Origin of the sequence: Rhodophyticola porphyridii, assembly GCF_003688285.1 — a bacterium.
In the GTDB taxonomy this organism is placed as follows: Bacteria; Pseudomonadota; Alphaproteobacteria; order Rhodobacterales; family Rhodobacteraceae; genus Rhodophyticola; species Rhodophyticola porphyridii.
Genome location: NZ_RCNT01000003.1, coordinates 87,231 through 101,343, shown reverse-complemented (window position 1 = coordinate 101,343; position 14,113 = coordinate 87,231). Strand labels below are relative to the sequence as shown.

At 60.7% G+C, this 14,113-nt stretch carries 12 protein-coding genes, 1 tRNA gene and 1 pseudogene; 5 read left to right on the top strand and 9 right to left on the bottom strand.

All coding sequences use genetic code 11. The features are described from left to right. Window positions 1–366 precede the first annotated feature (366 nt). The 3 genes from rpsO to D9R08_RS07325 all read left to right on the top strand — a co-directional run bounded on the left by rpsO (window position 367) and on the right by D9R08_RS07325 (window position 3,844). Complete coding sequence (gene rpsO, locus D9R08_RS07335; RefSeq protein ID WP_121897391.1) at window positions 367–636, top strand: 30S ribosomal protein S15; 270 nt, start codon at window positions 367–369, stop codon at window positions 634–636. Window positions 637–935: 299 nt separating this feature from the next. Continuing rightward, a complete protein-coding gene (gene pnp, locus D9R08_RS07330; protein WP_121897390.1) occupies window positions 936–3,071 on the top strand; it encodes a polyribonucleotide nucleotidyltransferase in 2,136 nt (711 codons plus the stop codon). Between the two features lie 161 nt (window positions 3,072–3,232). After that, window positions 3,233–3,844 carry a L,D-transpeptidase gene (locus D9R08_RS07325; protein ID WP_121897389.1) on the top strand — a complete coding sequence of 204 codons (612 nt, stop codon included), beginning with the start codon at window positions 3,233–3,235 and terminating at the stop codon, window positions 3,842–3,844. A 233-nt stretch (window positions 3,845–4,077) separates the two neighbouring features. Here the strand turns inward: D9R08_RS07325 and D9R08_RS07320 are convergent, their stop codons facing one another. From D9R08_RS07320 to D9R08_RS07305, 4 genes are read right to left on the bottom strand one after another with little or no spacing between them, the layout of a single operon-like run. Then, a complete protein-coding gene (locus D9R08_RS07320) occupies window positions 4,078–4,950 on the bottom strand; it encodes a LytTR family DNA-binding domain-containing protein (RefSeq protein WP_147450636.1) in 873 nt (290 codons plus the stop codon). Window positions 4,951–4,966: 16 nt separating this feature from the next. Then, the gene (locus D9R08_RS07315; RefSeq protein ID WP_121897387.1) at window positions 4,967–5,842 is read right to left on the bottom strand and encodes a dienelactone hydrolase family protein; all 876 of its coding nucleotides are present in this window, start codon (window positions 5,840–5,842) and stop codon (window positions 4,967–4,969) included. Window positions 5,843–5,899: 57 nt separating this feature from the next. Further along, a complete protein-coding gene (locus D9R08_RS07310; RefSeq protein WP_121897386.1) occupies window positions 5,900–6,823 on the bottom strand; it encodes a MipA/OmpV family protein in 924 nt (307 codons plus the stop codon). Window positions 6,824–6,847: 24 nt separating this feature from the next. Then, window positions 6,848–8,089 (bottom strand): alpha/beta hydrolase, encoded by a 1,242-nt coding sequence (locus D9R08_RS07305; RefSeq protein ID WP_121897385.1) that lies wholly within the window; start codon window positions 8,087–8,089, stop codon window positions 6,848–6,850. Window positions 8,090–8,311: 222 nt separating this feature from the next. Between D9R08_RS07305 and D9R08_RS19615 the strand changes: the two genes are divergently transcribed. Next, the gene (locus tag D9R08_RS19615) at window positions 8,312–8,512 is read left to right on the top strand and encodes a DUF6314 family protein (RefSeq protein ID WP_407690604.1); all 201 of its coding nucleotides are present in this window, start codon (window positions 8,312–8,314) and stop codon (window positions 8,510–8,512) included. Between the two features lie 295 nt (window positions 8,513–8,807). Here the strand turns inward: D9R08_RS19615 and D9R08_RS07295 are convergent. From D9R08_RS07295 to D9R08_RS07280, 4 genes are all read right to left on the bottom strand, one after another. Then, window positions 8,808–8,884 (bottom strand) — tRNA-Pro (locus D9R08_RS07295). A 108-nt stretch (window positions 8,885–8,992) separates the two neighbouring features. Then, on the bottom strand, window positions 8,993–9,994 hold the full coding sequence (locus tag D9R08_RS07290) for a DMT family transporter (protein WP_121897384.1): 1,002 nt from the start codon (window positions 9,992–9,994) through the stop codon (window positions 8,993–8,995). A gap of 75 nt (window positions 9,995–10,069) precedes the next feature. After that, on the bottom strand, window positions 10,070–11,173 hold the full coding sequence (leuB, locus tag D9R08_RS07285; protein WP_121897383.1) for a 3-isopropylmalate dehydrogenase: 1,104 nt from the start codon (window positions 11,171–11,173) through the stop codon (window positions 10,070–10,072). 56 nt (window positions 11,174–11,229) lie between these two features. Continuing rightward, window positions 11,230–12,126: a LysR family transcriptional regulator gene (locus tag D9R08_RS07280; protein WP_121897382.1), complete on the bottom strand. Its 897-nt coding sequence runs from the start codon at window positions 12,124–12,126 to the stop codon at window positions 11,230–11,232. 99 nt (window positions 12,127–12,225) lie between these two features. Here D9R08_RS07280 and D9R08_RS07275 point away from each other — a divergent pair, with 99 nt between their 5' ends. Next, on the top strand, window positions 12,226–13,134 hold the full coding sequence (locus D9R08_RS07275; protein ID WP_121897381.1) for a Rossmann-fold NAD(P)-binding domain-containing protein: 909 nt from the start codon (window positions 12,226–12,228) through the stop codon (window positions 13,132–13,134). On the opposite strand, the pseudogene D9R08_RS07270 reads toward D9R08_RS07275, so the two are convergent. Further along, window positions 13,078–14,101, bottom strand: a pseudogene (locus D9R08_RS07270) (endonuclease/exonuclease/phosphatase family protein). The gene D9R08_RS07275 and the pseudogene D9R08_RS07270 sit on opposite strands and share 57 nt — an antisense overlap. Window positions 14,102–14,113 lie beyond the last annotated feature (12 nt).

Genomic DNA, 14,113 nt, shown 5'->3' with positions numbered 1-14,113 from the left:
CCATGCAGGGGGCGCGACGCATCGCATAGGCCAGTGTCGACGAAGCGACCGGCAGCACCACAGCAGCATTTGCCACCTTGCCCCGGACACCATTTCAAAACCCTGAAGGCCCAAAGATAATCTCTAGCGTATTTGAAGATCAGTTGCGTTAACTTGGCCGATAATCCGCGGAGTTTGTTTCAGTTTGGTTAATCCATCCGCCGGGATCGTGATGCCCTACCTCGGTTCGACTTGGCACTTTCCTTTCTCCGGAAAACCGCCTATATGCGCGCTTCCATCCGAATGGGTGGGTACATCTCCACGGGCCTTGCTGGACGACATCCCGGCTTGCGCCATTCCTTTCCCCTAGCTTTCAAGGAGACCCCGATGTCGATTACAGCAGAAGAAAAAGCCCGCGTGATGGGCGAATACGCCACCAAGGACGGCGATACAGGATCGCCCGAAGTGCAGGTTGCCATCCTCAGCTCCCGGATCGCGACGCTGACGGAGCACTTCAAGACCCACAAGAAGGACAACCATTCCCGCCGTGGCCTGTTGATGATGGTCGCTCAGCGTCGCAAGCTTCTCGACTATCTCAAGTCCAAGGATCAGGCCCGCTATCAGTCGCTGATCGAACGTCTGGGGCTGCGCCGCTAGACCTGCCCCCACAACCGTTTACCGGAATGCCCCGCACCAGAACGGTCGCGGGGTTTTTCTTTTCTCCGAAGGGTTTGTAAACTCAGGCGATCCGCGGCTTGAATCCCAGGCGAAGGCCCTTCGGTGGGGTCCTTGCCCCGGCTATCTGGCGACGCACCTTCCCAAAGCGGGCGTTCTCCTGTATGGCCGCAGAATCTGAAATCCGGCGCCCGGACCCCAGCGCCCGACAAAGAAGATACCGGGGTCAGGGGGAATTCGCCCCCTATACAATGGCCACTGGGCCAAAACAGGAACCGTAGATGTTTAATGTAACGACGAAATCGATGGAGTGGGGGGAAGAGACCCTCACCTTGGAAACGGGCAAGGTCGCCCGTCAGGCAGATGGCTCCGTCATCGCCACGCTTGGTGAAACCTCGGTCATGGCCAACGTAACCTTCGCCAAGGAACCGAAACCGGGGCAGGATTTCTTCCCGCTCACCGTTCACTATCAGGAAAAATACTATGCCGCGGGCAAGGTGCCCGGCGGCTTTTTCAAGCGCGAGGCGCGTCCGACCGAAAAAGAGACGCTGACCGCCCGCCTGATCGACCGTCCGATCCGCCCGCTTTTCGTTCCGGGCTTCAAGCATGAAGTGCTGGTGATGTGCACCGTGCTCAGCCACGATCTGGTCAATGACCCCGACATGGTCGCGATGATTGCCACCTCCGCGGCGCTGACCATTTCCGGGGCGCCCTTCATGGGCCCGATCGCGGCCTGCCGTGTGGGCTTCGAGGATGGCGAATACATCCTGAACCCGACGGTCGATGACATGCACCAGCTGCGCATGAACCCCGATCAGCGTCTGGACCTTGTCGTGGCCGGCACCAAGGACGCGGTGATGATGGTGGAATCCGAAGCTTATGAGCTGAGCGAGGCGGAAATGCTCGGCGCGGTGAACTTCGCCCATGAGCAGATCCAGCCCGTGATCGACCTGATCATCTCGCTGGCGGAAGACGCGGCAAAGGAGCCGTTCGACTTCCAGCCGCCGGATTACTCCGAGCTCTACGACGCCGTGAAAGCCGCAGGCGAGGACAAGATCCGCGCCGCCTACACCATTACGGACAAACAGGAGCGCACCACTGCCGTTTCCGAAGCCAAGGCCGCAATCAGGGATGCCTTGACCGAAGAGCAGCTTGAGGATCCGAACCTTGGTTCGGCGCTGAAAAAGCTCGAAGCGTCCATCCTTCGCGGTGACGTGGTCAAGACCGGCAAGCGCATCGACGGGCGCGCGCTCGATACCGTGCGACCGATCGTTTCCGAGGTTGGCCTCTTGCCACGGACCCATGGCTCGGCGCTCTTTACCCGCGGGGAAACCCAGGGCCTTGTCGTGACCACCCTTGGCACCGGCGACGACGAGCAGATGATCGACGCGCTGAACGGCACTTATAGGTCGAACTTCCTGCTGCATTACAACTTCCCGCCCTATTCGGTCGGTGAAGCCGGTCGCGTCGGGCCTCCGGGCCGTCGTGAGATCGGTCACGGGAAGCTCGCATGGCGCGCCCTGCAGGCGGTTCTGCCCGCCCCCACCGACTTCCCCTACACGATCCGCGTGGTCTCGGAGATCACGGAATCGAATGGCTCCTCGTCCATGGCGTCTGTCTGTGGCGGATCGCTGTCGATGATGGATGCTGGTGTGCCGCTGAAAGCGCCGGTTGCCGGCGTCGCCATGGGCCTGATCCTTGAAGATGACGGCTCCTACGCGGTTCTGACTGATATTCTCGGAGATGAGGACCATCTCGGCGACATGGACTTCAAGGTGGCCGGTACGGAAAACGGCATCACAAGCCTGCAGATGGACATCAAGGTCGCGGGTATCACGCCCGAGATCATGGAAAAAGCACTGGCTCAGGCAAAGGAAGGTCGGCTGCACATTCTGGGTGAGATGGCCAAGGCACTGACCGAAGGACGCCAGGAATTCTCCGCCCATGCCCCCCGCATCGAAACGATGACCGTTCCGACAGACAAGATCCGCGAAGTGATCGGATCGGGTGGCAAGGTGATCCGTGAAATCGTGGAAACCTCCGGTGCGAAGGTCGACATCAACGATGACGGTGTGATCAAGATTGCATCCGCCAATGCCGACTCGATCCAGAAGGCTTATGACATGATCCATTCGATCGTGGCCGAGCCTGAGGAAGGCAAGGTCTACAAGGGCAAGGTTGTGAAGATCGTCGATTTCGGCGCCTTCGTGAATTTCTTCGGCAAGCGCGACGGGCTGGTTCATGTCAGCCAGATCGAAAACCGCCGCCTGAACCACCCCTCCGACGTTCTGAAAGAGGGCCAAGAGGTCTGGGTCAAGCTTCTGGGTTTCGACGATCGCGGCAAGGTCCGTCTGGCCATGAAGATGGTCAATCAGGAAACCGGCGAGGAACAAGCCAAGGAAGATGCCGCGGAATAGCGTGCGGATTTATTGCAAAGAACTGGGAACCCCGGCCGCGTGCCGGGGTTTTCCATCTGCGGCATTGACTTAAATGTGACGTGCCGCTGCCTTGCCCAGACGCGCGATTATCGTGAATATGCCGTGATTGACGCTATCCAGTCGCTTATTGAGGTCGACCCATGCTTACCCGCCGCCATTTCATCATGACCGCAGCCGCGATGGCTGCGACGCCCGTTTTCGGGCAAGACGACGTCGGTTTCGACGACACGGTGGTCCGCCGGCCTGCTCAAGGCCCGAATCCGTGGGGATTGCATGAACGTTTCATGCCGACCGTGGTGCAGGCCCGTGCGGGGCTGAACCCCGGAGATCTGCACGTGGATCCCGTTGCGAGATATCTTTATCTGATCCGCGAAGACGGGCAGACTGCGTTGCGCTATGGCGTGGCCGTCGGTCGCTCGGGCCTGCAAAGCCCGGGAACCTACACCATTCGCCGCAAGGTGGAATGGCCCAACTGGCGCCCGACCGACGCGATGATCGCGCGCGAACCCGAAATCTATGCGCAATACGCCGATGGCGTCGAAGGCGGCCCGGACAACCCGCTCGGCGCGCGCGCGCTCTACCTTTATGACGGCAACCGTGACACCTATCTGCGCATTCACGGCACGCCGCAGCCGTGGTCCATCGGTACATCGGCCTCATCCGGGTGTGTACGGATGGTCAATGAACATGTGATTGACCTTTACCCGCGCGTCCCGATGGGCACCCGCGTCACTCTGCACGCCCCTGCCTGACTTGCGGAGCAGTCGGAGTGTAGGAATGCGGGTATTCTGGCTGTTTCCGAACCTGGCCGGATAAAGGCTGACCTGCCCCCGGAGCGCTATCTCATCCTTTGGCTCGAGTCCTGTTAAGTTGGGGCAGAGTCGAATCGACTGTGGCAGAAAAATCCTGCGGCAGGTCAGGATGAATAGATCTGGCGCCGCGCATTTCTTCATGTGCAGCCGTGCATCGCTCTTTTCCGTCTGCGCTAGCATTGATCTCTGCGGTCCAGGAGTTCCTTTACCTCGGTCTGATTTCTGCGGCTGACTGGCCGCTTCTCGCCGGTAGACAGAAGAACGCTGACCGTTTCGGCATCGCGAACCAGCCCTTTAACATGGGGCAGCGCCACCCAATGCGAACGGTGGATTTGCACCCCCTCTTTTCCGGAAAGTGCAGACATGGCGCGTTTCAGCGGAAAAAGGATGAACGTCCGACCGCGCGTGGTCGCGACATGGAGGTAGTGCTGCTCTGAGGTGAGCGACACGACATCGCGCCCGAGTTCACGGGGTATCTTGGCCCAAAAGGCTTGCTCGATCGACGTCTCTGTATGGTCGCGGGACTCTTCGGAGGCTTCTTCCGGCGCTTCTGATCCGCCGGTGTTTTCGGGATTCTCTTGCAGTGCCAATGGCACCGACAGGTTTTGCAGCCGCGCGCTGTTGACCAGAAGCCAGACGCAGAATGTCGGCAAGAAGATCGACCAGATCTCGTCCGTTAGGATAGAGACGACCGATGGGCTTGGCCCAAGATCTCCAACCGGTTCGAACACGACATCGAGGAAGATCGAGACCGGCGCAAACACTACAGATACGCAAAATGCTGTGATGGTGAAGTGCAAGAGTGGCGGGAGTTGAAACGACACGAGCCCACCGTCGACGATGGTCTGAAACCACATCAGCAGCGGCAGCAGCAGCACGACATGAAAGGCCCAAAAAGCGAGGCCAGACCAGAATGACAACGTGGCCGTAACTGCCGGGTTAAAGGTCAGAATCAAGATCGTCAGGGTTGGAACCCACACGGCGGCGAAGAGCACTGGCGATCGCCAAATCTCGCCTCCGAGTTTGTCCCAAAAGCCGCGCGTCACTCTTTCCTCCCAAACTCTAGCCCTTGCATTGAATGATCGGCGTTGTTTCGGCCTCGCAGGGATCTTGCGCAAGATTCCCAAGCTTTTCGATGACCTCTGATCGCACTCGACGAGTCAACTTCTGGTCAAAGGCGTGATCCGAGCTATCCAGATCACCAGAATTGTCGAACCAATGTGTCACACCGCCAAACAGGCTCAACTCGGTGCGCACCGTGTCACGCTGCAAACGTTCCGCAGCCGAGACGCAGACCCCCGGCAGGACGGTCCGATCATCTGAACGCATGAACAACATGGTCGGGATGTCCCAGACCCACCCAAACCGTTCAGTGCGCGATCCAAACCCACAATAGGGATAGAACAGGAGGCTGGCCAAAACACCGTCTGACCAGTCGGGCGGCGTTTCGATCAGGTTTGTGGGGCGTGACACATCGCCGGAGCTCAACGCATCCATTACGCTCCATCCACCATGTGCCCAGCCAAGAAGGGTTACCCGATCCGCATCGAGCTCGGTACGCTGGGAAGCAATGGTGACGGCCGCAATCACGTTGACCGCGCGCACAAAACCCCAGGGGCGCCCTCCGTGACAGATGCGCGACAATCTCACATCACCGTGAAGCCTCCTGGGCGCGAAACTGTCTACGGTTACCGTCGCCCAGCCCGCGGCGCAAATTGCCTCGCCCCATTCTTGATGATGTTCCCGGCTGCCGAGGCACCCTGGAACAAGCACTGCTGTCGGAAATCCATTTGAAGGCATTTTACCCTCCGGTATTTCGACATGACAGTGGTCCTGCAATTCGGCCAGATGCTCGTCCAAAGTCGATTTCGGTTTGAACCACCCGCCCAGAACGAACCCATATGCAAGAACCGAAATCATGGATGCCAGTGCGATCATTCCGCCAAGTATTCTCCACAGCATTCGAAGCTTCTTTCAGCGTATCTGAGCTAAGGGTCAGAATCTGTAGAGAACACCAACCGCGACCTCGAGCGCATCGTCCTGGAAGGTAAGGGGGCTGTCCTGTGCATCTCCAAGCAGGTTGCTGTATTCGACCTGTCCCAACAGGCCAAAGCTGTCATTCAGGAAGTGAACTGCGGTCACCTCCAGACCTGCCTCCATTAAGCCCGCGCCGGCTGTGTAGGGGCCATAGCCAGAGGCCAGCGACTCAGCGGCGGAGACTCCATAGAATGCGCTGGTATAGGTGTCGTCGGCCCAGGTCGCGAACGGAGAGATAGAGACGATTGTGCGGTCGGAAACGGGGAGATCAAACCCGATGCTGAACTCGACCGTGGTGCCCTCGTGACCCGAACTGCCAAGGCCGCGGGAGGCAAGGACTTCGAGATCAGCGAGCCCCAACTCGTATTCCAGAAACGCATTGAAGGTGGCGCCTGATTCGATATCCGTGAGCCCCGTCAGACGCGCGTCATCTACTGCGAGCCGCTCGTCGAAATCGTATCCGATCCCGAAGCCAAGGGTGAGTGGGCTGCCCGAGCGCTCGCCATTTAGGGCATAGAAGCCAACTCCTGCGTCCGATCGGAGGAAAACCCTTTGGTTCCATGTGAGGTCGACATCAACGGCCACCCCAGCTTTGGTTTCGTCGGAGCCGGAAAACGTCGGAGCGCTCGACGCTCCAATGCCGATATAGCCTTCCCATCCCTCAGAGAGCGATTGCGCCTGTAGGCCGCTGCCTGCGGAAACCAGCAAGACGGCGCTTGTCGCGGCGATGAGTGTGTGGCGAGCTTTTGTGGTCATGTCCTTCATTCCTTGGTTGGCGCCGGTGCGTTCGGGCTGGAGTCTTTGCACGCAGAAACCGCGATCCGTGCCGGGGTTTCGCAGCGTTTCTTGGTAAAGGGTTTGGCCGGCGTTCGTTTGGGTCACGGCCAGACCGTTCGGGTCCCTGCGTCAGCTCGGCGTTGAGACCAGACGCTCGGCCAGCCAGTCCGCGATTTGCGGCATGACAGTGAAGCGGTCTTGCGGGCAATGGTCGTCGGAGCCAGAATAGATGATCATCCCGTCTGAGGTGGAGGCGTTGGCAAGCTCCATATCGAACTCGGGCGCGACATAGTCGTTGCGTGCGTTCACCGACAGGATCGGCACATCCGTTACCGTCTCACCAGGGATAATGACCCCCTGATCAATGAGAGAGAACCCGCGCATGTGGGCCAGAAACCCGGCGACGTCATCCTGTGGCAGATCGGTGCGGTCGAAGAGGGCAAGCCGGTACATCAGGCCGATATCCTCGAAATTCTCCTCCGGAACCTGGAAGGCCGAATGCAACGGGCCGCAAACATTGACCGCGGCGGCAAAGAGATCGGGCCTCGTATGAGCCAGCTTCACGGCACCATTACCACCGAAACTTACCCCCAGTATGGCCATGTTTCTGGCATCGATGCGCGGATTGTCAGCAAGGCTTTCGGCCAAAGCGGCTGGCAAGGTTTCGTAATCTGGCGCAAGCGGGAACTCGGCATTGGTGCCAGTGCCGGCGATGTCATACATCAAAAAGGCCATGCCCCGGTCGGCAATATCCTGGGCGAAGGTGAAAAACTCACCCTGGTTCACATCGATCCCGTTCGACGCGACGACCAAGGGCCAGCCACCGACGGGGGGCGCTCCGGCGGGGAAGAGGATATGTCCATCCGCGTCGCCGCCATTATACGGAGTGCTCACATATTCCACAGTGTAACCGCGCAGCGTGTAGGCGCGGTGCAGCGTCTCAAGGCTTGCTGCGAAGGCGCGTTCCTCCGCTACGCCCGGGTTGATAAGCGGGTACTTGGCGAGCGTGTAGTTGGCCGAGGCGCGCATGTAGAGCTCTGCCGCGGCACCTGTCAGGCCGAGCGCTTCCTGCTCTTCGGCGAGCGCGCGCAACGCATCGCCGACCAGGGTGAATTCTTCTGTCCAGACGGTGCCGCCGGCGGCGCTGGCAAGATCAGGGCGCTCAGCGCCGATACCGGCAATGCGAACACGCTCCAGTATCGCGTTGGTGGTCAGCGGGTCGGCCCCATTCCAGACCCAGTGGTTGGGGCGGATGTCGCGGAAGAACTCGGCTTCCTCCGCCAGAACCGAGTTCGGCATGATTTGCGCCAGAAGGCCAAGCCCGAGGCTCAACACGAGCGCGCCCGGACGGGAAGAAACTGTAAGTCTCATTCATAATCTCCAATCTGATTGCTTCGAGGACCGGCCTGCGCCGCCCTGCCAGAAAGAGGGTTAGCGCCGGGCTTGGCCGAAATCAGTCGAGCCTTCACAGACGGCGGAGGCGAATTCACGAGCGGTCGAGGGCTGGACAAGCGGCAGCTGAAGAAACCCGGCGGCGCGGGGCTTTCCGGCCGGCTGGAGGGAGAGGTCGCCTGACAGCCGGACGGCACCGGCCTGACCCAGATCGAAACCGGGTTTCTGCGCTATGGCGACGCCGCGCCGATGCAGGCGACACGACGCTATCTCTGGGGGGAAGGAGCGGGGGTGCTGCGGGTGTATTTCGACGATGGCCGCCCATTCACGCGCGAGCCGGCGATGCGCCCGATGCCCGCCATATCAGCCTGCCTGACATACATGACGTGCGGTACGATCTGATCGGCTGGTGACGTGCTCCCAACGGGTGTCCGGTTTGACCGTCAGGGTCAGGGTTCATTGATTTCCGTCGCGCTGCTTGCTTCGCGGTTCCAAACACGGAGCGGTGATATGAGCGATCTGGCTCGAGAAAGACCATGAACAGGACATCTTCACGCGAATGATGGCCGCTTTGGTCGCCGAGCACGGTGAAACGACGACCGTAATGATCGATGCGCCGTACCTGAAGGCCAACCGGACAGTGACCAATATCCGTTGCGGCTGATTTCCGGGGGAGGCGTGAAGGGCTTTGATATATTGGTCGGAGTGAGAGGATTCGAACCTCCGACCCCTGCCTCCCGAAGACAGTGCTCTACCAGGCTGAGCTACACTCCGACCGTGCGCGCGGGATAGCGGGGCTGGCGGAGCAATGCAAGAGGGCTGATGCAGAGCGCTCTGCAGCGGATTGGTGGCTCGATTTGCACAGGGGCCATCGCCAGCGGACTAATCAGATCTACGGTCTGTCGCGGGCCCGCCCCTCGGGCGGCGCTGCTCCGGCGAGAGGAACTGTCCGATCCGGGGGGCACCGGGCGTTCCTGTTCGCGACCTGGTCCTCAGAACGGGGGTGTTGAGCGAGTGGCCGCCCCGCCCCTCGCGGAGCACGATGTAGATGCCTGAGGCGACGATGATCCCGGTGCCGATCACCGTCGCGCGATCCAGGGTTTCGTCAAACAGCAATACGCCATAAAGACTGGCCCAGATGATCTGCGAATACTGCATCGGCGCCACGATCACCGCTTGCGCGTGTCGATAGGCATAGATCAGGCAGCTCGTTCCAACCAAAGCCAGTGCGGCAATCACGGCGGAGGCCCCGATATCCACGAGCGGCATCGGTTCGTATACAAAGGGCAAAGCGGCCCCCATTAACACGAAGTTCGCCATCATCGGATAAAGGATCAGGACCACGCTGCGCTCGTCCTGTCCGATCTTGCGAACCACGACCGATGCGAAGGCCCCGGTGCAGGCCGCCCCAAGCGCTGCTACATGCCCGGCCTGCAACTCGGTCGAACCCGGTTGCAGCACGACCAGTACCCCCCCTAGGCCGACCAGAACCGCAAGACCGCGACGCCAGCCCACCTTCTCGCCCAGCATCGGGATCGCCATCAGCGTAATCAGGAGAGGCCCGGCGAAGAGTATCGCATAGACCTGCGCCAGCGGCAGGGTGGAAAAGGCGTAGAATGCACCAACTCCGGCCAGTACAGCTGCGAAGGTGCGCGCGGCCGTCCACCAAGGATGGCGCGGACGCAGATTCCCCTTCGACGCGTCGCGCATCAGCAGGAAGGTGACGATCGGAAATCCGAAAAGGACACTGAAGAACACGATCTGGAAGGGAGAGTAGGATCCGCCCAGGTACTTGATGACCACGTCATGGCTGGCGAAGACCGCAAAGGCCAGAAGCGCGAGGAGTGCGCCGCGAAGATTGGTGTTGGCAGGGTTTTCAGTCATGGTGATACCACCGATACTCTAATGGGCACTCGCCTCATGTGCAGGCGAACTGCAAACACGGCATCAGGTGATGCTCTAGGCAGATGTCGCCAACTTGGTCACAATTGCATCGCCCATTTCTGCCGTGCTGACCGGTGTCGCGCCCTCTTTGCCCAGCAAATCCGCGGTCCGCAGGCCATCGGCCAGCACGTCTTCCACCGCTTTTTCCAGACGGCCCGCCTCCGCGCCCAGATCGAAGGAATAGCGCAGGGCCATCGCGAAGCTGAGGATGCAGGCGATCGGATTAGCCTTCCCCTGACCTGCGATGTCAGGGGCAGAGCCATGGACCGGTTCATAAAGTGCCTTGGGACGACCGTTTTCCATCGGCGCGCCAAGCGAGGCGGAGGGTAGCATGCCCAACGATCCTGTCAGCATGGCAGCGAGATCCGAAAGAAGGTCGCCGAAAAGGTTATCGGTCACGATGACGTCGAACTGCTTCGGCCAGCGGGTAAGCTGCATGGCGCCGGCGTCCGCGTACATGTGGCTAAGCTCCACATCCGGGTAATCCTTGTCGCCCACTGCCTGCACGACCTCGCGCCAAAGAATGCCCGATTCCATCACATTGGCCTTTTCCATCGAGCAAAGCCTGCCATCACGCTTGCGCGCCAGATCGAAAGCTGCGCGCGCCACGCGGTCGATCTCGGATTCCGTATAGCGTTGCGTGTTGATACCGACACGCTCGTTGCCTTCCACATGGATGCCACGCGGTTCACCGAAATAGACGCCGGATGTCAGCTCGCGCACGATCATGATGTCGAGGCCGGACACGACCTCCTTCTTTAGGGAGGAGAAGTCCGCAAGTGCGTCGAAGCATTGCGCGGGGCGCAGATTGGCGAAGAGATCCATCTCCTTGCGCAGCCGCAGGAGGCCGCGTTCCGGTTTTACGCTGAAATCGAGTACGTCATATTTGGGGCCGCCGACGGCACCAAGCAGCACCGCATCCACTTCCTGCGCCTTGGCCATGGTGTCATCGTGCAAAGGTGTGCCATGTGCGTCATACGCTGCCCCCCCGACCAGATCTTCGGAGACGTGGAAGGCAAGCCCGCGGGTTCCGAACCAGTCGATGATCTTGCGCACCTCCGCCATAACTTCGGGGCCGATGCCGTCGCCGGGCAGAATCAGGAGAGAGCGGTTTGTCATGGAGGGTATCCTTCGGAATTCTGTTATCTTGGCGGTAACGGCTGCGTCCGGAAGGGTCAAGAAACGACGCGCGCCAGACCCTTCGACAGACCATCCCAAACCCGCGCTACGCGAGGTGTGTGGCGCAGCGCTTCGTGGCAGGTCAGCCAGACCGGGAGGGCGGGCAGGCGTGCCTCGGGCAGGATCCGCAAGACGCCGGGGCTTCGCTCCGCGACGGCCTGCTGGCCGATGCCGATGCCGAACCCCGCCAGTACAAGCTGCCAATAAGTGATCTGATCGTCGCACAGCAGGGCGAAGAAAGAGCGGTCGACGGCAAGCCCCGCGTTGCGGAACCCGCGCAGGATCCGGTCGTCCCGGTCGTAACCCAGAACTGTATGGGTCAGGATATCATCAAAGACTTTCGGTTTCCCGTTGCGAGCGAGATAGCTCTCATGGGCGTAGAGCCCCAATGGAAGGTCGCCCAGATGCCGGGTGATCATGTCGAGCTGTTTGGGCCGGTACATGCGGATGGCGATGTCGGCTTCGTGAAACAGCAGGTTTTCTGTCCGGTCCGATGGGGTCAGTTCAATGGTTATCTCGGGATGGGCGCGATTTAGGGCCGTCAGGATCGGCGGGAGCAGATAGCATGACACAAAGGCCGACGCGGTGATCCGGACGGACCCGGCAAGCGCGCCGTCATGGCCGCTGGCGATCATGCCGAAGCGACCGACGGCGGTGGCCATTTCCGTTGCGGCGGGTATCAGGGCCTGGCCGAACGGGGTGAGCGCAAAACCCTTGGCGTGCCTTTCGAACAGGATGCCGCCAAGGGCCCTTTCCAACGCGCGGATCTGACGGCCTAGGGTTGGCTGGGAAACGCCAAGAGAGCGCGCCGCGCCGGAATGCGACCCGGTTTGCGCCACCGCCAGAAACGCGCGGATCAAGGACCAGTCGAGATCTTGGAGAGGTACAGCCATTCACAAATGAATAACAGACATTGGATTTTGGGGAATGGATATAAGGTTTGTGAATGAAAGATTGTGGTTGAGAGACACAATCCTTGATGGAGCAAGCAGATGACCGGAACAGCACTTATTCTTGGCGGCACCGGCCGATTTGGCCGCCACGCAGGCAAAGCCTTTGCCAAGGCCGGATGGCAGGTGAAGCAGTTTGACCGGAAGCAGGGCGATTTGCCGGACATGGCGCAAGGCGCCGATGTGATCGTGAATGGCTGGAACCCTCCCTACAGCAAATGGGCCGCGCAACTACCTGAGCTTACTGAGCAGGTTATTGCCGCCGCGCGGGTGAGCGGCGCCACGGTGATGCAACCCGCGAATGTGTATGTATATGGATTTCGGGAGGCGATGCCCGCGATTGTCGGCCCTGATGTGCCCCAACGCGCCAAGAACCCTCTGGGTCGCCTGAGAATTGATATGGAACGGAGCTTCCGCGAGGCGGATATACAGGTGATCCTGCTGCGGGGCGGTGATTTTCTGGACGATCAGGCTTCCGCAGGCTGGTTCGACCGGATCATCGCCAGGAATTGGGCCAAGGGAAAACTCGTCTATCCCGGTGCCTTGGACCGGCCGCATGCCTGGGCCTATCTGCCGGACATGGCGGCGGCCTTGCCACGGTTGGCGGAGATGCGCGGAGAGCTTCGTCAGTTCACGGAACTGGCGTATGCAGGCTACACCCTGACCGGACAGCAGCTTGCTGAGGCGTGTGGCGCAGCTCTCGGCCGACGCATGAAGATCGCTTCGATGTCGTGGCTGCCGATACAGCTTGCGCGCCCGTTCTGGGCAGAGGCGAAGCATCTGTTGGAGATGCGGTATCTCTGGGATCAGCCGCACTGCGTGGATGGCAGCGCGCTGAACGCGATCTTACCGGATCTTCCGAGGACGCCATTGGAGCAGGCGCTGCGCCGCGCGTTAGAAGTCCAGATCGACCCAGACCAGCCGGTGGTCGGAAGCGGCGGCAACCGTTGATGCCGTCAGCCCGTTCTCGGGCTCCTCGTCAGGCCAGATGACCCCGCTGCCGACAACACGGAGATCGGCGCCCGGCAGAATGTAATCCACCCTTAGATCGCCGGGCACGGGATCGTCCCAATCGGCGGTCTCGCTGCGGCCCGCCGTATTGACCGGGGCCGGGTCTTGCAGGGCGGCATGCCCCCAGCAGCGCGCGCAAAGGACCCTGCCGTCCCTCGCCCCGCTCCGGATCCACGTTGAGCGTGCCCATCAACGCAAAGGTTCCGGTGTCGAACGGCTGGCCGTCAGGGGACCAGCCTTCTAGATACAACTGCCAGAACCGCAATTCATCTGCGTTGCGCAAACCGTTGCGGTCTTCGGGCCCGTCGAAAACGGGGGGCGTCGCATGAAGCGCGAGGATGTGAAACCGTGCCCCGCTGTCCAGATCAACGGGAACATCCCACATTGCGACTGACGCCAGCCGCTGTATAGCCAAAGCCTCGGCAGTCAGAACATCGGCTGCGGCGTTGCCTGGCAGATCGGCCCAGAGAAGGCCGGAAAAATCGCGCATCGCCCCGGCGTCGATCGGATGGCGCGACAGGAGCGCCATACCGCCCTGCCCATTGAACCGGCCATAGCCTTGCGCGTCGCGGGCCTCCCCAAGGCGCGCGTTGCCATCCATGTCCAGCCCGGTGGGCAGTCCCGTATTGGGGCGCAGCATCACGCGGTAGGGATAGGACAGCCCACGGTCTTCTAGCAGGCTTGTGAAGGCGGTCAGGGCATGGCCGGCGGCATCGTAATCCACATCCTGAAGCAGTAAAATATCGGCATCGGCGGCAATGACCACGTCGAGTGTCGCGCGGATCTGAGCGTCGGGGTCCTCCTCCAGCAGATCCGCCAGCAGAAGCCCCGGGCCGTCCCGTGAGAGGCTTGTATGGAAGGTGGCGAGGCGAAGGGTTTCGGCGGACGGATCCGATGGTAAACCCAGCACAGCGAGAGC

Excerpts from the sequence above, each read along its gene's own strand:
- rpsO (WP_121897391.1), top strand. The coding sequence starts at position 367 with ATGTCGATTACAGCAGAAGAAAAAGCCCGCGTGATGGGCGAATACGCC.
- pnp (WP_121897390.1), top strand. The coding sequence starts at position 936 with ATGTTTAATGTAACGACGAAATCGATGGAGTGGGGGGAAGAGACCCTC.
- D9R08_RS07325 (WP_121897389.1), top strand. The coding sequence starts at position 3,233 with ATGCTTACCCGCCGCCATTTCATCATGACCGCAGCCGCGATGGCTGCG.
- D9R08_RS07315 (WP_121897387.1), bottom strand. The coding sequence starts at position 5,842 with ATGATCGCACTGGCATCCATGATTTCGGTTCTTGCATATGGGTTCGTT.
- D9R08_RS07305 (WP_121897385.1), bottom strand. The coding sequence starts at position 8,089 with ATGAGACTTACAGTTTCTTCCCGTCCGGGCGCGCTCGTGTTGAGCCTC.
- D9R08_RS07290 (WP_121897384.1), bottom strand. The coding sequence starts at position 9,994 with ATGACTGAAAACCCTGCCAACACCAATCTTCGCGGCGCACTCCTCGCG.
- leuB (WP_121897383.1), bottom strand. The coding sequence starts at position 11,173 with ATGACAAACCGCTCTCTCCTGATTCTGCCCGGCGACGGCATCGGCCCC.
- D9R08_RS07280 (WP_121897382.1), bottom strand. The coding sequence starts at position 12,126 with ATGGCTGTACCTCTCCAAGATCTCGACTGGTCCTTGATCCGCGCGTTT.
- D9R08_RS07275 (WP_121897381.1), top strand. The coding sequence starts at position 12,226 with ATGACCGGAACAGCACTTATTCTTGGCGGCACCGGCCGATTTGGCCGC.